At 40.9% G+C, this 20,637-nt stretch carries 23 protein-coding genes; all 23 read right to left on the bottom strand.

Features of this window, described 5'->3' with window-relative positions:
• Window positions 1-8: 8 nt before the first annotated feature.
• Window positions 9-416 (bottom strand): GNAT family N-acetyltransferase, encoded by a 408-nt coding sequence (locus IHV09_RS01965; RefSeq protein WP_370568917.1) that lies wholly within the window; start codon window positions 414-416, stop codon window positions 9-11.
• A 14-nt stretch (window positions 417-430) separates the two neighbouring features.
• The gene (locus IHV09_RS01960) at window positions 431-1,183 is read right to left on the bottom strand and encodes a sugar phosphate isomerase/epimerase family protein (RefSeq protein WP_197190673.1); all 753 of its coding nucleotides are present in this window, start codon (window positions 1,181-1,183) and stop codon (window positions 431-433) included.
• A 27-nt stretch (window positions 1,184-1,210) separates the two neighbouring features.
• On the bottom strand, window positions 1,211-1,669 hold the full coding sequence (locus IHV09_RS01955; protein ID WP_197190674.1) for a GNAT family N-acetyltransferase: 459 nt from the start codon (window positions 1,667-1,669) through the stop codon (window positions 1,211-1,213).
• A gap of 14 nt (window positions 1,670-1,683) precedes the next feature.
• Window positions 1,684-2,454, bottom strand: coding sequence for an alpha/beta hydrolase (locus IHV09_RS01950; protein ID WP_197190675.1), 771 nt, complete (start codon window positions 2,452-2,454; stop codon window positions 1,684-1,686).
• Window positions 2,455-2,468: 14 nt separating this feature from the next.
• On the bottom strand, window positions 2,469-3,332 hold the full coding sequence (locus tag IHV09_RS01945) for an MBL fold metallo-hydrolase (protein WP_197190676.1): 864 nt from the start codon (window positions 3,330-3,332) through the stop codon (window positions 2,469-2,471).
• 53 nt (window positions 3,333-3,385) lie between these two features.
• Window positions 3,386-4,327 carry a VanW family protein gene (locus IHV09_RS01940; RefSeq protein WP_197190677.1) on the bottom strand — a complete coding sequence of 314 codons (942 nt, stop codon included), beginning with the start codon at window positions 4,325-4,327 and terminating at the stop codon, window positions 3,386-3,388.
• 108 nt (window positions 4,328-4,435) lie between these two features.
• Window positions 4,436-5,188, bottom strand: coding sequence for a peptidoglycan-binding domain-containing protein (locus tag IHV09_RS01935; RefSeq protein WP_197190678.1), 753 nt, complete (start codon window positions 5,186-5,188; stop codon window positions 4,436-4,438).
• A gap of 224 nt (window positions 5,189-5,412) precedes the next feature.
• Window positions 5,413-6,384 carry a ring-cleaving dioxygenase gene (locus IHV09_RS01930; RefSeq protein ID WP_197190679.1) on the bottom strand — a complete coding sequence of 324 codons (972 nt, stop codon included), beginning with the start codon at window positions 6,382-6,384 and terminating at the stop codon, window positions 5,413-5,415.
• Window positions 6,385-6,542: 158 nt separating this feature from the next.
• Window positions 6,543-7,508, bottom strand: a complete 966-nt coding sequence (egtD, locus tag IHV09_RS01925; RefSeq protein WP_197190680.1) for an L-histidine N(alpha)-methyltransferase — start codon at window positions 7,506-7,508, stop codon at window positions 6,543-6,545.
• Window positions 7,505-8,788, bottom strand: coding sequence for an ergothioneine biosynthesis protein EgtB (gene egtB / locus IHV09_RS01920; protein WP_197190681.1), 1,284 nt, complete (start codon window positions 8,786-8,788; stop codon window positions 7,505-7,507). Before egtB ends, egtD begins: the two co-directional genes overlap by 4 nt.
• A 16-nt stretch (window positions 8,789-8,804) precedes the next feature.
• Window positions 8,805-9,431, bottom strand: coding sequence for a flavodoxin family protein (locus tag IHV09_RS01915; protein WP_197128156.1), 627 nt, complete (start codon window positions 9,429-9,431; stop codon window positions 8,805-8,807).
• A 401-nt stretch (window positions 9,432-9,832) separates the two neighbouring features.
• The gene (locus tag IHV09_RS01910; protein WP_066391923.1) at window positions 9,833-10,114 is read right to left on the bottom strand and encodes a DUF3817 domain-containing protein; all 282 of its coding nucleotides are present in this window, start codon (window positions 10,112-10,114) and stop codon (window positions 9,833-9,835) included.
• Window positions 10,115-10,329: 215 nt separating this feature from the next.
• Window positions 10,330-10,971 (bottom strand): SCO family protein, encoded by a 642-nt coding sequence (locus IHV09_RS01905; protein WP_231618104.1) that lies wholly within the window; start codon window positions 10,969-10,971, stop codon window positions 10,330-10,332.
• A gap of 28 nt (window positions 10,972-10,999) precedes the next feature.
• Complete coding sequence (locus IHV09_RS01900) at window positions 11,000-12,373, bottom strand: PepSY-associated TM helix domain-containing protein (protein ID WP_197263483.1); 1,374 nt, start codon at window positions 12,371-12,373, stop codon at window positions 11,000-11,002.
• A gap of 119 nt (window positions 12,374-12,492) precedes the next feature.
• Window positions 12,493-13,128, bottom strand: a complete 636-nt coding sequence (locus IHV09_RS01895; protein ID WP_197190683.1) for a response regulator — start codon at window positions 13,126-13,128, stop codon at window positions 12,493-12,495.
• Window positions 13,125-13,946 (bottom strand): sensor histidine kinase, encoded by an 822-nt coding sequence (locus IHV09_RS01890; protein WP_197263482.1) that lies wholly within the window; start codon window positions 13,944-13,946, stop codon window positions 13,125-13,127. The genes IHV09_RS01895 and IHV09_RS01890 overlap by 4 nt, the downstream gene beginning before the upstream one ends.
• An 87-nt stretch (window positions 13,947-14,033) precedes the next feature.
• Entirely contained in the window at window positions 14,034-14,930 is an 897-nt protein-coding gene (locus tag IHV09_RS01885; protein WP_197127065.1) for a manganese catalase family protein, read from the bottom strand.
• A 214-nt stretch (window positions 14,931-15,144) separates the two neighbouring features.
• Window positions 15,145-15,324: a 4-oxalocrotonate tautomerase gene (locus tag IHV09_RS01880; RefSeq protein ID WP_197127064.1), complete on the bottom strand. Its 180-nt coding sequence runs from the start codon at window positions 15,322-15,324 to the stop codon at window positions 15,145-15,147.
• A 10-nt stretch (window positions 15,325-15,334) separates the two neighbouring features.
• Window positions 15,335-16,135 carry a 2-keto-4-pentenoate hydratase gene (locus tag IHV09_RS01875; protein WP_197190685.1) on the bottom strand — a complete coding sequence of 267 codons (801 nt, stop codon included), beginning with the start codon at window positions 16,133-16,135 and terminating at the stop codon, window positions 15,335-15,337.
• Window positions 16,136-16,138: 3 nt separating this feature from the next.
• Entirely contained in the window at window positions 16,139-17,161 is a 1,023-nt protein-coding gene (gene dmpG, locus IHV09_RS01870) for a 4-hydroxy-2-oxovalerate aldolase (protein WP_197190686.1), read from the bottom strand.
• The gene (locus IHV09_RS01865; protein ID WP_197264114.1) at window positions 17,148-18,056 is read right to left on the bottom strand and encodes an acetaldehyde dehydrogenase (acetylating); all 909 of its coding nucleotides are present in this window, start codon (window positions 18,054-18,056) and stop codon (window positions 17,148-17,150) included. The genes dmpG and IHV09_RS01865 overlap by 14 nt, the downstream gene beginning before the upstream one ends.
• Window positions 18,057-18,082: 26 nt before the next feature.
• Window positions 18,083-18,868 (bottom strand): 2-keto-4-pentenoate hydratase, encoded by a 786-nt coding sequence (locus IHV09_RS01860; RefSeq protein WP_197263481.1) that lies wholly within the window; start codon window positions 18,866-18,868, stop codon window positions 18,083-18,085.
• Between the two features lie 299 nt (window positions 18,869-19,167).
• Window positions 19,168-20,637: an aldehyde dehydrogenase gene (locus IHV09_RS01855; protein WP_197263480.1), complete on the bottom strand. Its 1,470-nt coding sequence runs from the start codon at window positions 20,635-20,637 to the stop codon at window positions 19,168-19,170.

Below are 20,637 nucleotides of genomic sequence, written 5' to 3'. Positions count from 1 at the left end.
AACGCCTCCTAAGATTTACATTCTTCATACGTTCTTCGATATCCGTAAAAAGATCTAAAGTTTTGCCCTTCATAAAAAGTGTGTGATGTTCGTGATGCCAGCATCTCCATACGTGCTGTTGGATACTTTTCTTGAATGCTGTTCAACATCTTTCCACCTAATCCTAGTCCTCGATAAGGCTTTGATATCAGCAGCTCGCATATATAGAGTGTTACGTGTTCATCTGTCAACCCTCGAATATAACCTATTAACTCTTCATTCTTTAACATGACATAGGCTACATTAGACTTATTCCATGCTTGTTTTGTTTCTTCATATCTTTCAAATAATTGCGTCCAATTCTCTTTTTTGTTCAACTCTTGAATTCTTTCAAAATGCACCTTTTCTATATAAAGAGCAAACGTTATATCTTCCACGACTGGGTTCTCCTCTATAAAAGTGCTTTGACGTTCTGCACACCTTTTTCTACTTCCGAAAGAAGATCTCCTTCAAAATGTTCTTGCTCGATCACACAATAATCCACTTTCTGTTCATCTGCCAATCGTAAGAAGCTACCGATATCAAGCATTCCTGTTCCCGCGATCGTGCTCTGTTTTTGACCGTTTTTCTCTACCATATCTTTCAGGTGTAGTGACACACAACGGAAGCGATACTTATTAAGCAGCTCTTCTGGTTCATACCCCGCATATTTTGCCCAATACGTGTCGAGCTCCATCTTTACTAAATCAGGATCTGTTTCTTGATAGAGCAAATCGAACGGCATCTTTCCATCAAGCTCGTAAAACTCAAAATCGTGATTATGATATGCCACACGTATCCCATACTCTTTGCTTCTAAATCCTGCTTCGTTCAACACTTCTGCTACACGCTTGTAATCATCGATTGATTTTCTTTGATCTTCTGTTAAGTAAGGCATGATCATTAAATCGTTCTCTAAGATAAGCTGATCTTCCATTTGCTTTTTAAATGCGTCTCCCGAAAATTGCTGAAGAGGAATATGAGCTCCAGCAACGGTTAAAGCATTTTCGTTCAATATTTTTTTTACATCCTTAGCAGATATTCCAAACAATCCAGCAAACTGAACACTGTCATATCCGATTTCTTTCACTTTTTCTAGTGTACCTAGTAGATTTTTTTCTGCTTCTTGTTGGATGGAGTACAGTTGCAATCCTATTTTTCTCATGTTTATCTCTCTCCCTTTTTATAACGTTTACAAAACTTTGTTCATCGATATGGATGCTTGTTTGTAGCCTAGCTTTGTATATAGTGCAATTGCCTGTTCATTCGAACCAAAGACATGAAGGCCAACATAATCAGCTCCTTCATCTTTTGATTCATTTTCAAAAAAACGAAGAGCATCTTGTGCAATCCCTTGTTTACGGAATGCATCCTTCACAAAGATATGATAAAGGAAAGCTTTTTTCTCTTCTTTTGAAACATGAAACCAAAGGTAGCCTGCTAGTTCCTTATCGCTTTTGATTTGAAATAAATGCTGTCCTTCTGTTTTTTCCTCATCTGGGAGCAGTTGTTCCATTTGTTTCTCTGCTTTTTCAGTAGCTAGCTCTGTATCTAGTTTATAATGTTCAGCTGTATCACGAATATAATCAGGCAGCATAAACTTCATATAATCTTTAAACTGCTTATTGTCCATTCTTTCAAATGTGATCAACGTCTATCTCCCCTTTACTTCATCAGGTAATCAATAATTTCAGGCATTCTTTCACGCCATGCGCTCTCATGATGTTTTCCATCTTGTATTAATTCAAATTTCAGGTCGACGTTCTTTTTCTTAAAGACTTCATAAACCTCTTCAGAGGACCGGATGTAATGAGCGGCGTCCACTTTTGATGTGTCCTCTTCAGTTCCAACATCCATATAAAATCTTTTTATACTCGTGAGATCACTTTCTTCGATCAAGCTCTCAATCTCGTTTTGATTAAACCAATAAGCGGAAGATAGACTTGCCACCCTGCTAAATACATGAGGGTAACGACAAGCTGCATACGTCGATATGAGACCACCCATCGAACTGCCTGCCATTAATGTTTCGTCAGTCTTTGTTCTGTATTTTTCATCGATCAGCGGCTTTAGGGTATGAAGAATGAACTGAATGTATGCGGCTCCTTTTCCTCCATAAACCCCTTCACATTTTAAAAGTTCAGGTCCTACTGTCGGGTTTTCCCATGGTGCGTATTCATTAAAACGCTCGAAGCCTTCATGATTACAGTCGATTCCAACAATGATAAGGGGTGCTTTACTCCTCTTTAGATAATCAGCTAAACCCCACGAGACACCGTAACTGGCGTCTTCATCATTAAACAGATTTTGACCGTCATGCATATACAGCACAGGATAATGGTCTTGTCTGTCACTATAATCGCAGGGCAAACACACCCGGATCTGTCTTTCTATTCCCCCGAATTGTTCAATAGTCACTTTAAATTCTTGTAACATCATACTCTCCTATTCTATTTATGCAAGTTAAGACTGAAACCGTTAACAAAAAACTGTAAGGTCTCACGTTCATCTTCAGTTAGCTCCCGTTTGACCTGGACTTTATATTCTTCTTCAATAGCTTGTTGATTACCTTCAAACTTTTTCGTAAGGTTAGCGAAACTTCGTAACATGGATGTTTCAGTTTGAAACTCTTGCTTTGTCGCAGCTTTCCAATGAGAAAAAATATAAAAATCTGCGTCAAAGGACTCTAATTGATCTAACAGATTCAGCGTTCGATCTACCGTATAGTTATTTTTAGGTGCATACATATTTGCGTAGAGGCAATCCGATAAAAATAAAACTTTTTCTTCCTTTATGTACACAATGATCGAATCTGTTGTATGGTCTCCTCCTACATGTTGAAGAACACACGTTACACCACCTAGATCGATTTCCAATACTTGATGAAACGTAATCGTGGGCAGCTTTATGTTAATGTTGCGGTGATCTGGAAATTCTTTTTTTATGGCTTCTGCACAAAATTCGATTTCAATACCTTTCTTGACTCTTTCATCCAGATCTTCATCACTCCAAGAGAAAGGAAGGAGTTCTTGCATTTTTGTTTTTGTTTCTGCCGAAGAAATAGAAGGAATGTTTAGCGCGGGCAATCCAAAAATATGGTCCCAATGCCAATGTGTGATGACGACTAAACTCGGTCCTTTGATACCCTTTTTACGCAACTCATCTAAAAAGTACTCTGCATGATTCTCTGAATTTCCACTATCAATCATCAAAGTCATATCGTTTCCCACAACAGCTCCTAAAATAGGACGATCTGTCTCTGAAACAGGTGTTTGGTACCAAAAACGCTCTGTTAGTTTTTCTAATGTTTGCATACGATCCAACTCCCTATTCAAACACATATGTTACTTCATTATTGTACTTTATATTATCTGCTAGGGTTAGAAAGATGCACATTCTGTTCAGTCTTAATTTCTTCAGGAATATGAGTTGGTGCGTTCGGTACTGTCCGTTTTCTCTGATCAAGGATTTCAGACGAATAGAGTTTAATGACTAAAGTTCCTCCATAGCGCTTAGCCCGGATAAGGATAGGCTGATTGTATTTGTTTTGAAATTGAAAATCGGGTCCATACCAACTGACGGTAGCATCTCTACCCGATGGTACGTATGGTACACGTTTGCTGTGCGAATAACGTTGAACGATTTTTAGTCCTGCACGATCTACAGCATTAAACAATGTGGAGGATACTTGGCAGATTCCTCCCCCAATACCTTCTGACAATTCACCTCTAACGATGATTGGTGCTCTCATGTATCCTTTTGCAGTCGTTCGTCTGCCTACCACTTGGTTGAATGAAAACGTCTCATTTGGAAAAACAACATGACTATCAAGCGCATTGGCAGCAAGCTCAATATTTGTTGTTCGGCTCTTATTATTTGAATTGAAGTATGTAACGTATTGCCCAATCTGCTGATTTTTAATATGCGCCAGTACTTCCGTATCGACTTTAGGATAAATATTCATTTCTGGTACATCTATCACTTTGGGTCCGTTTTCAAAAAAATAGGTGTAGAACTTTTCTCGAAATAATTTCCGATTTAATTTATAACCTACTTGTCCAGGTATGATAGCACCATAATCATTTAATTTAGCGTTAACAGGCGCTTTGTATGATCTCTTATCAAGCAGATCAACAAATTGATTATATTTTGTGTCATCGATCATTGGAAATCCAGGTATAGAGCCTTCGAACTGTTTGCGGCTTACTTCAGCAAGTTTTTGCCCTTCCTGATTTACTATTAAAGTTTCAGCGTTTTGTTGACCAGTTGTTGATAATAAAAGCAGTCCAGCTAACCATACTTGCAACATTTATCGATCACTCCGGTTAATTATTTCTCTTATTCATAAAAACAAAGAGATCACGGGAGCTGACCTCTTTGTTATTTTCATTTAAAATTTTGTTTTCATACTATACTTTTAGTCTTTTCCATTATCTTTCATTCCTGGTGATGGGCTGCTTTTCCCAGGTTGAACACTTGGACCTTGTTTTGAATCTTTTTGTTGCATATCTTGTTTAGGTGCTTGTGGTGCTTGTGGAGTCTCACCTTTTTGTTCTTCCATCTGCTTAGGACCTTCCTGCTCTTGTCCTTCTTCTTGCTGTTGCTGCTGACCTTCACCTTGTTCAATTTGGCCTGCTCCGCCACCTTGGCCTGCTCCGCCGCCTTGGCCTGCTCCGCCACCTTGACCTGCTCCGCCACCTTGACCTGCTCCGCCGCCTTGACCTGCTCCGCCGCCTTGACCTGCTCCGCCGCCTTGACCTGCTCCGCCGCCTTGGCCTGCTCCGCCGCCTTGGCCTGCTCCGCCGCCTTGGCCTGCTCCGCCGCCTTGGCCTGCTCCGCCACCTTGGCGAACTTTAGGTAATTTTAACGAAGAGTAAGCATACAGAATCGATTGATACGTACGAGCGTCAACAGATCCTGTTACAGGTAGTCCGTGACTTTTTTGAAAATACTTTACACCCTTAACCGTTGATGCGTTATAGTAACCATTTATCTTTCCAGAATAACTGCCTAGGGATTTAAGCATGGATTGAATCGCGTAAACATCTGGACCCTTTGCATTCTTCCCAACTGCAGAAGCTGCATTTGAAGTACCTAAAAGTAGTGCTAATGCCAATACAAAAGCACTCACATATTTTGAAATATTCTTTGCATTTTTTTGCCAATACATCTTGTGACATCTCCTTCATGTTTGTTTATTGTTGTAACGCTTTTTAATTTTTCCCAAATTGCATTTTTTATGACCAGTTCTTGCTCAAAAAATAATTTCAATAACTCAGCTTTTGTCGTGCATCTACAGTTGTAGTAACCCCTAAAGTCGCTCATTTGTATTAATGGAAAAAATTACCTAAAACAAAAATGCCTGAATCCGTTAAGATTCAGGCAAAGAAAATTTTATTGTTTTGTTTGGAGAGGTTTTAATTTCGCTTCAATATCCTCACGATGAGGCTCTAAGAACGGAGGTAATGCAAGTGACTCTCCTAGATGTTCCAATTCTTCGTCCGTATCAAAGCCCGGACCGTCTGTTGCAAGTTCGAATAGAATTCGGTTCGGTTCACGGAAATAGAGAGACTTAAAATAAAAACGATCCACAAATCCAGAGTTTGGAAACCTAGATGTTTGTACTTTTTCAATCCAATCACGAAGTTCTTCTTCATTATCTACTCGAAAGGCTACATGGTGCACGCCACCCCGACCAAGTCGTTCTTGGGGAAGGTCATTTCGTTCTTCTACATGAATTTCGGCACCACTTCCACCTTCACCCGTTTCTAATACAACAATATCAGTTTGACCTGCCACTTCAGGTGAATAGCTTCCCTTTTTCCGAAAACCTAATAGTTCTGTTAGCACTCCAATAGTTGGTTCAGCTGCAGGAACTGTTAACCTAACAGGTCCAAGACCAACAATTGCATGTTCTTTTGGTGTTGTACTCTTACTCCAAGGCTGACCACCTGCAACGCCTCTGTTGTTTTCATCAGAAACTAAGATCATCCTCTGACCTTCAGGATCTCTAAACGCCAGTGTACTTCGACCTGCCCGATCTTTAATATCTTCTGTTTCGATTCCATGATCCTTTAAACGACCCTGCCAATAGTGAAGAGCATCATCATTATTTACGCGAAGCGAGATAGCGGAAATGCTGTTGTTTCCATCATGGTTTCTTCCAGCCATCGGAATTTCAAAAAACGTAAGCTCCGTTCCTGGATTTCCTTTCTCATCACCATAAAACAAATGATAAACGCTAGTGTCATCCTGATTTACAGTTTTCTTGATCAGTCTTAATCCCATTACTTCTGTATAGAACTTAAAGTTTTCAGGTGCTTTTGCAGTAAGCGCAGAAACGTGGTGAATTCCTTTTAAATTCATGATTAACCTCTCTTCTATGCCATTTTCCCCTATTATCTCCCTTTGCTATAAAAATGCCCAATAAAATGCTTTGACACGTACTTATGAACGTAAACCTGCTGAGGAAGAAAAAGGTTTGGGACAAAAAAGGAACCCCTAATATAGGAGTCCATTCGAGTCTATTCTACAACCAAATAATGCATACTGAACCAGTTCTTATCATCACACCATACTTTTTTAGGTGTGAACCCACACTCTCTTGCCATATTTTGAAACTCTTCAATTGTAAACTTATAAGAATTCTCAGTGTGAATAGTCTCACCTTCAGTAAAGAAGACTTTTTCATTACCAATGGTGATCGTCTGATCTGACAAGCTAACAAGGTGCATTTCAATTCTGCCTTTGTCTGCATGATAAAAAGCATGATGCTGAAATTTTTCAAGGTCAAAGTTTGCCAAAAGTTCTCTGTTCAATCGGTTTAGTAGGTTTGTATTGAATTGACTTGTAATCCCTTTACTATCATTGTAAGCAGCATTCAAAACAGCATGATCCTTTTTCATATCTACACCGATCAATAGGCCGCCATCTGGCTGAAGAAAATCGGCTGTCATCTTTAGAAAATTCATTCTTTCTTGTGGCTCAAAGTTTCCAATAGTAGATCCAGGAAAAAACACAGCTTTCCGTTTAGATGTGAGCTCTGGTAGCTCAAACTTATCCGTGTAATCGGCAGAAACCGCATGAACGTCCAGATGAGGATATTCTATAGAAAGCGCTCGTGCTGATTGATACAGAAAATCTTTTGAGATATCAATCGGTACATATTCTTTAAGTTCAGGCATCGCCTCTAGAAGCGTCCTCACCTTTTCACTGCTGCCACTTCCAAACTCTACGAGTGCTGTATCCCTTCCAATTGCATTGGCCATTTCATCTTTAAATTTATTTAATAGAAGCAGCTCCGTTCGGGTCGGATAATATTCCGTAAGCATCGTAATCGCTTCAAACAGCTCAGAACCTTTTTTATCATAAAAGTATTTGGGTGAAATGAACTTCTTTTCGCTTTGGAGTCCATGTAGTACCTCACTATACATATCTGTTTCAGGTTCGTTTCCAATATGATAATGAACATTCGATCTTACCGTTTTCATGAGAGGTCCCCCGCTAAGCGAATTCCGCTGAACTGCCATCTTTTATCTGCTTGAAAAAAGTTGCGATAAGTAGGTCGAATATGCAGCTTTGATGTTACACACGATCCACCACGCAGAACGATCTGATTGCACATGAACTTAGCGTTATATTCTCCGAGCGCACCCTCGAGTGGTTTACTTTGAGGATAAGAAGTGTAAGGACTACTGGTCCATTCCCATACATCTCCAAAAGCTTTTTTTATTGGTGATTTTGAATAAGACTCACCGACAACCGGATGAAACGATTCATCCTCAACAAAGTTCCCTTCTATTGGGATGGAACTCATTGCATGCTCCCATTCTGCTTCTGTTGGCAGCCTTTTTCCACTCCACCTAGCAAAAGCATCCGCTTCATAAAAACTTACGTGGCAGATGGGTTCATCAAGATTTAATTTCTTTTCACCTGTTAACGTGAACGTGTACCAACCATCCTCGGTTTTACGCCAATAAAGGGGATGTTTCCATTTTTCTTTTTTGACTGTTGCCCAGCCATCCGACAACCAATGCTCTGGCTGCTCATATCCACCCGCTTCAATAAAAGAAAGATATTCTCCGTTCGTAACTGGATGGGAAGATATCTGATAAGCATCCAACCAAACCTTGTGACGCGGCCGTTCATTATCAAATGAGAACCCCGTTTCTGCAAAACCGATTTCAACGAGTCCCCCTTCAAACTTAATTTCAGTAACTTGCGATTTTTGATCTGTATTTGTTGATTTGTTTGAGAGTGAAGGTTCTGTGTACGATGGCAGCATCGGATTGCAGCTGAAGTTATATTTTACATCTGTTAATAGAAGTTCTTGGTGCTGCTGTTCGTGTTGAAGACCGATCTCGATCAAATCTTCAACCTCTTTAGGGAGCTGATCGCCATAGTCCCTAAGCAGACTCAAAATTTCTTCGTTAACATAGTTCCGATAAGCATAGACTTCATCCATTGATGGCCTGGACAATACGCCCCTAGAATGTCTAGGATGATAAGAACCGATCGTTTCATAGTAGGAATTAAAGAGGTAATCGAACTTTGGATTAAAAGGAACGTATGAAGGATTCTTTTCTTTTAAGATGAAACGTTCAAAAAACCACGTCGTGTGCGCAAGGTGCCATTTTGGTGGACTCACATCTGGCATCGCCTGAATAATCGTATCTTCATTTTGTAGCTTTGATGCCAGTTTTTCAGATAATGACCTAATTCCCCTGAATTGCTCACATAATCGTTCCACTGCTACTTGATCGATGGCCATAAATATCCTCCCTTTATTAGCTGTTGCTTTCTACCACATTGCCTTCTGTCGGAATAGGATGTTCTTTTAATAGCTTTGCAAAGTGAATCAGATTGTACGTCATTATTTTATTGTGCTGCATCGTAAAATCATTTTTGTTTCCTTCCGCTTCAATGTAAGAAGGTCCTGGACCTGCTTCACCAACCCAATATGTATCCACATTTGGTGGTAGTGTAAATCCAATATGAGACAGGCCATATAGAATGGATGCACTCGCGTGTTTCGCTCCATCCTCATTACCTGTCACAACTACACCTGCCACCTTGTTATAAAATATATATTGGCCTTTTTCGTTTGTCATACCACTCGCACCGTACAGCCTCTCGATTGCTTGTGTTGCTAAGCTGCTCTTTTCACCAAGCCATAGAGGTGTTCCGATAATGAGGATATCAGCCGCCTTCACTTTTTCAAAAATCTCAGGCCACTCGTCGCCATCACCTTCATCTGCCGTAACACCATGTGCGATTCTGTAATCAGCAAGCCTTACCATCTCTGTATCTATGTTGTTCTTATTAAAAATATGCACCGCTTCGTTCATCAAACTTTCCGTATTGGAGACTTCTTCACCACTTTTAAGAGACGCATTAAGTAGTAGTGCTTTAATCACAAGCTTGTCCCTCCTTGTTAAAAACCATATTAAAGTATAAATAGCCTAAAATTAGAAAATTAAAACAATTTAAACGAATTCTTAACATGAACGGTTTGGTTTTAAGATTTTGTTGAGATTTTATTCTAATGGGGGGTTAGTTGTGTCTGAGGAGTACAATATCAGGCGAAGTGTACATGTAGAAAGTACACCCATGAATGTGATTTAGGTGCGGCGGGATAATTAAGTCGGAATCAGTAGTAATTAAGTCTAATCTGCTAATAATTAAGTCTAAATCAAAATAATTAAGTCTAAATTGAAAAATATAGACTTTTCGACAAATCCTGATACATCTCTTCTATCTTTTTTACCTAACAAAAAAAGAGAGCCTGTGAAAAGTAGGCTCTCATCTAACAGTATTAATCTTTTAAAAACTTACGATCGAAAATGAACGGGCCAAACGGCAAGACAGAAGAAACTAGCGCCAAGAACGCGCGCATGATCGGCCACTTCTTCACGTTGTACACATAAAGGATGACGAGAATATAGAGAACGAACAATAGACCATGAAGAGCACCAACGATTGATACGGCCATCGGCTGATCTAAAAAATACTTCAACGGCATGGCGATGAAAAGAAGGATCAAGAACGAAGCACCTTCAAGATAACCTACTGTTTTTAACGTTTTTATCGGATTCATAAATGAATATACCTCCATTATCACATAATGACGATTCTATCTTTAGTTTTATCATAAGTAGGTAGAAGTTAGACTTCCAAACCATAACTATTGTGTGAACAAATGAATAAAAGAAAAATAGTTTGGGGTCAGACCCCAAACTATTTTTCTTTTCCTTCGCTTTTCGTTATTCCACTAGGGTGTTTGCTATATTCTCACTATGTAATACAGCTACTTTACTTTTTTAGTCTATTTTTCATATCTGCAATGATCTCTTCGTACGGCGTATTCTCTACTCCATCATATCTAGAAACTACTTTTCCTTCTTTATTAACTAAGAAAAATGCAGTCGCATGAATGAATTGATCTGAGTTAGGATCAGCTACTACAGGTGTTTTAAATGAATCTCTTGCTAACTGTTCAATCTGTTTCTGTTCATAGCCACCAAGAAAGTGCCAGTTGGAGAAGTCTGCGTCATAGTTCTCACCAAACTTCGTTAATGCTGAAGCATCATCTCTTTTTGGATCGATAGAGAAAGAAACAAATTCTACGTCCACATTCTCTTCTTTCGCCATTCCTTGAAGTTTAGCCATATGTGCAGTCATCGGCGGGCAAACTGTTGTACAGTTCGTGAAGATAAAATTTGCCATCCACACTTTTCCCTTTAAGTCTTCCAATCCAAATTCAGCATCGTTTTGGTCTTTGAAAGAAAACGACTGAACGTCCCAGTCTAATGACTGAGACGTCTCCTTGCTTTCGCTATTATGTTGTTCGTGGTTCTTATGATTCTCGTGTTCGTCCTTTGATCCGCCTGAACCGCATGCTGATAAGATTGCCATCGTCAGCACTAGACCGAAAATTATCATCATTTTTTTCATAATAAGTTCACCTCTAATAAAATTTATATTATGATAGCCAAGCCTGTAGCGGCTTTACTCTTGGTATAACAAAACGATCAAGTAAGAATACGAAGACGAAAGATATACCTGCAAGTGGCATAACAATACCTGTTATGACCATAAGGATAATGATCCACGGCTTTAATTTTTTGTCAGATTTTTTTGGCACTCCCAATTTCCCGGAAGGTTTACGCTTCTTCCACATGATAAGTGAGAAGATGACGATTGCAACTAAGCCTAGAGCAGCTATTGCTCCTAAAAGCTGATTAGCCAGACCAAAGTAATGACCTTCATGCAGTGCGATTCCGATTGAAATAGCTTTAGCCATCCATCCGTAATCGCTAAACCTTACATCCTCTACGATATCACCGTTATACTGGTTAAAATAAACGGTAGCTTCATTTTCAGGTTTATCTCTTGAAGAAGCAACAGTAAATACTCCATCTTCTCCTACTGGCATTGAAATCGTGAAAGGCTTTTGAATCTTGTTCTCTTGAGCTAGGTACATCACTTGATCAACAGAGAGTGATCCGTCATCTTTTTTTGATGCTGGAGCAGGATTGTTCTCCGTTGCCCAGGGTATATCTTCTGCGATCTCATCTGTCGTCTTTTCTGCTGTTGGTGCCATGAATGCATAAGTTGGATATCCCGCTTTTGCATTCGTCGCCAACTTGTTGATCTGTTCTCCCATCACACCTGACCACGGCAGACCCGTTACGATAAGAATTAAGATCATCAGTGATAGCCAGAATGCAGTAACTGCATGAAGATCTCTCCAGAACATGCGGCCATTTTTCTTCAGACGAGGAAAGATCGTCCCCATGAATGTCTTTTTATTCCTTGGCCACCAAATATAAAGCCCCGTTACTAAAATGATGATCGTCCAACATGCAGCCAGTTCAACGAATCTATTGATGAATGTTCCACCAACGATCCATTCACTGTGAAGTTTAGCAACAACGTTTTTGAAATGATCTTCATCTAGAATCGTTCCGGTTATTGACGCTGTGTATGGGTTTACATATACCTGTGTAACAACGTCATTTTCGATCACTTTTACTAAAGTAGCTCGATTATCTTCTTTCGGAAGTCTGACCGAACCTATTTCAGCTTCTGGGTACTCTGCTTTAACGGTGTCGATCTGCTGTGAGAGCGGAAGAGATTGATCGCCTTTTTGAACAATAATCTTGTCTTTGTAGATCATCGTCTCAATTTCAGCTTGGAATAAATATAGTGCGCCACTTATGGCAAGTAAGATTAAAAAAGGTGCAAAGATAATTCCGCCATAAAAATGCCATCTCCAAAAAGTTTGATAAAGACTATTGGATTTTTTCGATGGATTTTCATTGTTTTCTGGTAACTTATAAGCTGTTGCTTGCATAATTATTTTCTCCTTATTCGTACTCAATATGGAAAAGTATAAACAACAAGCATGAAATGGTAATCACTCTAAAGGGTGATTACGAAAATAAAAATGTGTCAATTGTATGACATTGGAAGTTAAACGATTCCATTGTCGTAAGCATAACTCGCTAATTGTACACGATTTTCTAGATGCAGTTTTCCTAGGATGTTCTTCATATGTGTTTTAACGGTATTCTCAGAAATAGTAAGTACTTTTGAAATGTCCTTGTTCGAATGTCCTTTAGCTACCAACTGCAACACTTCCTGCTCTCTTAAAGAAAGAGATTGCTCAGCTTGTCCATCCTTCTTAAATTCCTTCCATATACGAAAAGCCATCTCTTTCGACATCGGTATTTCATCCATCGCATATGCTTTTAATCCGTTCAGCATATCTTCTGTGTTCAAATTTTTGAGAAGGTATCCTTGTGCACCACGCTTTAAAGCTTCAAACCAGTCCGTAATGTCATAAGAAACCGTCATGATGACTACTTTTACGTTTGGAAACTGCTTCTTAATTTCTTTAGTCGCTTCAAAACCATTCATCTTAGGCATAGAGATATCCATGAGAACAAGATCTGGCATAAGAGCTTCAGTCTTCTCTACGGCTTGTATACCGTTAGAGGCTTCACCCACAATTTCAAACTCGGTCTGATCCTCAAGAATCTCTTTGACTCCTTCTCGTGCTAGATGATGATCATCAACAATTAATAAACGAATAGGCTGTGTCGTCATGCATTTTCCTCCTTTTCAACCGCAACCGTTGTTTTTCCTTCCGTACTGGCGATCCTTAGTTTCCAGTCCATAGAATACGCTCTGTCTTGTAAAATTTTCAGACCAAAGCCGTCCGTTGGCTCTTGTGAATCAAATCCTGATCCTTTATCTACAATGGTACAGATCCATCCTTTTGGAGTAGTCGTAGTATTCAACCATACTTCGTTCGTATTAGCGTGTTTGATAACATTGATAATTGCCTCTCGTACACATGCAAACAGCTCAATTTTTTCCTTTGAGGTAAGATCATCGTCTTTTAAACGCCACTCTCGATGAATCTTTAAGTCATGCTGACTCTCCATTTCATTAAAAAATGCATTTAATGCTCGTGTCCACGAAATATCAGCTTCTGCCGGAACGCTACGTAGATTTTGAATGGCACTTCGAGTATCGTCATGAATGTGCTGCAACGTTTTTTTTAACTTATTATACGATTTATCATCCTTACTAAATTCACTACCCAGCTTGTTCACTTGAACAGAGAGAAAAAATAAAGACTGTGCGATGCCATCATGCAGCTCTTTCGCAATTTTTTCCCGCTCTTCTAAGACTGCTTTCTCAGAACGTTCTCTCTGAAGCTCCTGCTGCATTCTCTCTAATCTTCCAAACAAGATATTCAAAAAGTAAAGCGTAACAAGAAATACAATTATGGCAGAGAGCCAGTTTCCCGTGTTCATGGATATATAAGGCAAGAGAACCGTATGTCTAACGTATTCCCATAAACCAACTGAAATCGTTGGAATGAGCAGGATCAACCATTTAATCTGTCTGTATGTCATCTGCCAGACTTCCCTTCATTTCTTACAAATTCTATAAACATAATAAATCATACCATAAAAAAAACCGACGTATTGTACGCCGGTCGATCAACTTATTCCTGCATTCTTCTTCAGTCTTTCAGCAATCTGCATAAAATCTTCATGAGAGATGCCTGGAGCAAACTCTTCTGAGATGGAGCGCAATTCAGGCATTGGGGCACCTTCTGGAGCACCGATTACCGTCTCAAGTGGTCCTCCTAGCGGATGCTGACCAGCCCAGATTAAAGCAATATCTCGATAATCGGTATCACTGAACGTATATAATTTTCGGTGTACGCCTTCTGCTTCAAACTTTCGTGTCGTTTCAAAAGCTGAGTTCTCTAGATCAGGAACTGGCAGCATCTTCTTAATGTCGACGCCTGTAACCATCTCGATCGCTTTTGCATATGCCAAAACATGCACACCACCGCGTACAAGAAGATAGCCGATCATCTCTCGAGCAACAGGGTTACTCGTCATCTCATAAACTCTCATCTTATGTGTTCTGGCTCCACACTCTAAGAAAAAGTTGTGCAGGAGATCAAGGAGTAAGTTTCCGCTGCTGAACACATAATCACCGTTCCAAGCTTTCCCCATCGAATCAAAAGGGAAGGATGTTTGTGCGGTCCCAATAAAATGCTGTGTGTTCCTCTTGTCAGTAGCAGCTGCCATTGGCGCATCATTGACATCACCTGGATGTGTCGTGCCATAGATCATCATATTAATGGTATGTGAAACAAGCTCAACGTGCCCAAATTCTTCTGCAGTAATACTTGAGACGAGATCAAAGAACGGTTTTAATTTCCCTCTTTTTCTAAAGTTAAAAGATTGATACATATAATTATTAAGTGTCGACATCTCACCAAAACGACCGCCTAGCAATTCTTGAACCGCAGCGGCCGCATTCGCATCAGGATTCGTAGGTGTTGGTAGTTCGATCGCCAGCCGGTTATAGCGTTTAAACATAGTGCTCCCTCCTCACGATTGCATGTCGTTTAAGGGTATGTGATGTCAAGATTGTACTATGCTGGTTAATTTTGAATATCGATGAGATGAAGGAAAGGGACAAGATACGAGCACCAACTCCGGAATCGATCATAAATCTCAAGAATCGCTCACAAACCACTTGTATCCCTAAAAGAAAAACCCTTTGCTTAGCAAAGGGTCTCAACTCCCGTTCTTAAAACTTCGGTTTTCCGCCAACTCCCCAATGCTTATTTGGGACCTCTTGGATCAGCACGCGGACTTGTTCTTTTTTTACATCCAATGATTCAGCAGCTGCCACTGTTAATCGTTCCATCAAGGTGCTCAACTGTTCATCTGTTCGTCCTTCTATTACATGCACTTGAATGATTGGCATAACTCTTCACCTATTTCACATATCTCGAAGATAGTGTTACAGATCCTAGACAATCAAACTGTGCAACAATCGTATCATCCATATCAAAAGCAATCGCTTCAGATAATGCCCCGCTCAAAACGATATCTCCTTTTACTAAACCTTCACCACGCTCGGCTAGCTTTTGAACAGCCCAAGCTACCGCTTCTGCTGGATGACCAAGAACTGCAGATCCCGCACCGGTTGTCATAATCTCTCCATTCTTACTCATCACCATTCCGATATTCGCCATATCAAGTTCTTCTGGCCGAACCATCTTGCTTCCTAAAATCAATTTGGCGGATGAGCAATTGTCTGCCACAACATCAGGAAGTGTAAAACGAAAGTCCTTGTAACGGCTGTCGATTACTTCGATTGCAGCTACCACATACTTTGCCGCCCTCATGACATCTGATGCTGTCACATCTTTTCCCATCAAATCCTCACCCATAATAAAAGCGATCTCTGGTTCAGCTTTTGGATGGATGAGACGGTGTTGCTGTAAGGGTTCCCACTCGAATGCGAGCATATCACTCAAAAGATAACCGTAAATCGCTTCATGAACGCCCATCATCTCTTGTTTCGCTTTACTCGTTAGTCCTAGCTTAACTCCTATACGCTTTGTTTGTGTCTTCTCCATGCGTCTTTCGATCAGTTTTTTTTGCATATCGTACGCTTCTTCTAAAGAAAGCTCAGGATATCGGTCTGTTATCTTGACCACTTCTGTAACATCACTTTCCGCTCTTAAAAGATAATCAACCCATTCCACGTTAACCTTATTCGTAACCGTCATCTTCTACACCTCCAGTTTGGCTTTTAGGTCAGCTGCCACTTCTAGGATAAGATCCTCTTGTCCACCTACCGCTTTTCGTTTACCTAATTCTATTAAAATATCTCTTGAATCCACACCAAAGCGTTTACCCGCACGTTCTGCATGCAAAAGAAAGCTTGAATAAACACCTGCATACCCCATGGCTAAACTTCCTTTTCGAATTTCCTGTGCACCCGGCAGCATCGGTCCGATCACATCTTCTGCTAGGTCCATCATTTTGTAGAGATCAATACCTGTGTGTATTCCCATGCGCTCAAGTACAGCAAGCAATACCTCTGTTTGCGTATTTCCTGCTCCTGCACCTAAACAACGCACACTTCCATCGATGCGTGTCGCTCCTTCTTCAATCGCAACAAGTGTATTAGCAACAGCTACCGATAGATTGTTATGTGCATGAAATCCGACTTCAATATCAAGTGATCCCCGCAAAGCTGCAATTCGTTCTTTTACTTCGTTCGGCAATAATGCTCCCGCGGAATCCGTTACATACACACCTTGTGCTCCATAAGACTCCATCAACTTTGCTTGTTCGACAAGCTTTTCAACAGGCGCAGAATGAGCCATCATCAAAAACCCCATCACTTCCATACCAAGTTCACGTGCCATATAGATATGTTGAGCGGATACATCAGCTTCTGTCACATGTGTTGCCACACGAACAAGACTCGCTCCTAATCTTCCCGCTTGCTTAAGCTCATGAACCGTTCCAATACCAGGCAGCAAAAGAACAGCAACTTTCGCCTGCTTACACACACCCGCAGCTGTTTCAATCAACTTCATCTCATCTACAAGCGATCTTCCATACTGAAGCGTAGAGCCTCCCAAACCATCACCGTGACTGACTTCAATGTAATGCATACCTGCTTCATCAAGTGCTTTTGCTGCATCATACACTTGCTTTTCTGTGAACTGATGAGCCATCACATGACTGCCATCACGAAGACAGACTTCTGTAAACTTTAGCGGCAACGTGCTATTTCGTTTCATATGCTGTCACCGCCTTATCCAGTTTCCCTTGCCCTAAGTGATGTTTAGCAACCATTTCTCCAGCTTGTTTAGCGGCTGCAGTCATAATATCAAGATTACCGGCATACTTCGGAAAATAGTTGCCAGCTCCCTCTACTTCAACAAAAATAGTGATGCGATTCCCATCAAATAGCAGCTCCTGTTTTAATCTGTATCCAGGAACATAGCTCTGTACCTTTTTCTCCATATCTAAAATAGCCGTTCTAATTTTCTCAACATCAACAAGCTTTACTTCGCAATAAATCGTCGCTCTCATTAAAATCGGAGGATCAGCCGGATTTAAGATAATAATGGCTTTTCCGATATCCGCTCCACCAACTTCCTCGATGCCACGCCGTGTTGTGATTGTAAATTCATCAATATTTGCACGCGTACCTGGACCTGCGCTTAAGGATGAAATCGTTGCTACAATCTCACCATATGAAACGTCAGCAGCTTCATTTATTGCGTGAATCATCGGGATGGTAGCTTGCCCGCCACAAGTAATCATATTGATGTTCTGAGATTGCATATGTTCACCTGAATTAACCGGCGGACACACGAAAGGTCCAACGGCAGCAGGCGTCAGATCGATCACTGTTTTTCCCATTTCTTTTAAAATCTCAGCATGCCGTAAGTGAGCTTTAGCTGAAGTTGCATCAAAAACAATATCAGCTAACTCTGGACGTTCAACAAAGTCATTAATTCCGTTCGTAAATACTCTGTACCCTGCAGAGTTCGCTCGTCTTAAGCCTTCAGACTCCGGATCGATTCCAATCATCGCCGTTAGTTCTAAATAGTCACTTTTTTGAAGCTTGTACATCAGATCCGTACCAATATTCCCAGAACCAATTATGGCTGCTTTCATCTTTTTCAATGTATTAGGTCCTTTCTGCACAGTTTTTAATCCCGAAATGTGATGGTTACTGAACCTAGTTTTCCAAAAGAGGCAGTCACTTCATCGCCTGAATCTATGTCTATCGCAGCAGACAGTGCACCTGGCAGAATTAACTCTCCCGCTTTTAATGAAATGTTATAGTCTGCTAGTTTATTAGCAAGCCATGCGATGGCATGTGCTGGATGCCCAAGAGCCGCAGCTCCGGCTCCAGTCGCCGTCACTTCACCATTCTTTAAAAGTGTCATGCTCAGTGTACGCAGATCAATTTGGTCCATCTCGTAAAATGGTTTCCCTACAACTGCTCTACCCGATGAACCGTTGTCAGCGACAGTATCCACAAGCTGAATCTTCCAATCTTCTATTCTGCTATCGATAATTTCAAGTGCCGGCACAATCGCTTCTGTTGCCATCAGTACATCCACGTATGTCACATTCGGACCCCGTAAGTCTTCTTTTAAAATAAAGCCGATTTCCGCTTCTGCTTTCGGTTTAATAAAATCTTTTCTGCTGAGAACACTGCCAGAGTCAACCTTCATATGATCTAGCAGATGACCGTAATCAGGCTCATCAACCCCAAGCATATTTTGCATCGCCTTACTCGTGAGGCCAACTTTTTTCCCGATTACCACACGACCTTCTTCAAGTTTCCTTTCAACCCACTCAAGCTGAATTTCATATGAATCCTTTATCGACAATTCTGGGAAACGTTTGGATAATGGCTCTACCGGAGTCAGCTTTTCTTCTGCTTCTAAAAGTTCTTCCGTTAATTTTGAAATCACTTGTTTTTGCATTTTTACTTCCTCCTTTCTTTTTTCAACGCTGCTTTAGCTATTCTTATTGATTTTGAAAGTGTTGATTTCGTTCCAGATGCTCGCTTTCCGCGGGGCAGGCGGTGAGCCCCTTGCCGCTTTGCGCCCTAAGGGTCTCACCTGACCGCTTGTCCCGCAGGAGTCTCGCATCTTCCACTCCAATCAACTTATCAAAGTAGAGAATTGAATAAAATGCCTTAGAAGCAACAAACTTAAACTTAAAAAACAGTCTTTTTCATAGAGCAAAACGCGACTGGAATCCAATCACGTTTTACACAAATCTATAACTTCATCGTTATCGTCTTCGCCTCTGAATAAAATTCAAAGCTATGTCTCCCGCCTTCACGCCCGATTCCGCTTGCCTTCGAACCACCAAACGGCGTACGCAGATCTCGTATGTACCAGCAGTTGATCCAAAGCAGGCCAGAATCTACAGCAGTGGAAACACGTTGAGCGCGGCGCAAATCGTTCGTCCAAACGACTCCCGCCAACCCGTACTGTGAATCATTTGCAATAGCTATTGCCTCTTCTTCTGTTTTAAACGGTATGACCACAAGCACCGGCCCGAAAATCTCTTCTTGCGCCACACGCCATTTGTTGTTCACATCATATAAAACGGTAGGTTCATAGAAGTTTCCGTTTCCGAGCCCCTCAACCCGTTTACCCCCGCAAGCAAGCTTGGCTCCTTCTTTAATACCAATGTCCACATACGTTTCTACGGTCTCTAAGTGACATTTTGACACGAGTGCACCCATGTCCGTATCTTCCTGTGTCGGGTCGCCTACTTTAATGTTTTTTACAGCATCCACAAACTTGTCCATAAACTGATCATAGATGCTTTCTTGTAGAAGCAGACGTGATCCGGCTAGGCAGATTTCCCCTTGATTTCGATAGATCGCATCAATAGACCCTTTTACCGCTTCATCAAGATCGGCATCTTCAAAAACGATGTTTGCCGACTTCCCACCTAACTCAAGTGATACAGGAATCAGGTTTTCAGCCGCGTTTTTCATAATCGTTTTCCCAGTGTTCGATTCACCCACAAACGAGATGCGGCGGACGTTAGGATCAGTCGTCATCGCAGCTCCCATCGTACTTCCTGGCCCAGTGATAATGTTCAGTACACCTGGCGGAAGACCTGCTTTATTAGCGATGTCTCCAAACATGACAGCAGAAAGCGGTGTGTATGATGCGGGCTTAACGACAACTGTGTTTCCAGCCGCTAGCGCTGCGGAAGCTTTCCATGTCATCTGCATGAACGGCAGATTCCAAGGGATAATGAGACTTGTAACTCCAGCTGGACTGTATTTGGCGTATGACATGATATTGTGTTTGTCATAATGCTCACTCACCATGTACTTGGACATCTCAGCAAAAAAACGGAAATTGGAGGCAGCTCGAGGTATATCAAAACCACGGCTCTCTTTGATTGGTTTTCCTACGTCGAGTGTCTCTACCATCGCAAGTTCATCCACGTTTTCCATAATAAGGTCTGACATTTTACATAAAATTTCGGATCGTTCTTCTACAGGCATCTTGCTCCAGACACCGCTATCATAGGCACTTTTGGCAGATTGAATCGCTCGTTTCGCATCTTGTTCACTGCCGTTTGCAACAAGCGCTAACCTTTCATTTGTTGCTGGGTTGATGGATTCAAAGGTTTCACCCGAAAGTGCATCGACATATTCTCCATCAATGAACAATTTTGCGTTATTCACTTTTACATGTTGCGCGAGGGTTTCTGTTTTCAT

Source organism: Fictibacillus sp. 23RED33 (genome assembly GCF_015903925.1).
GTDB classification, from domain to species: domain Bacteria; phylum Bacillota; class Bacilli; order Bacillales; family Fictibacillaceae; genus Fictibacillus; species Fictibacillus phosphorivorans.
Note: the sequence above shows the minus strand (reverse complement) of the source record. Positions and strands in the feature narration are given on the sequence as shown.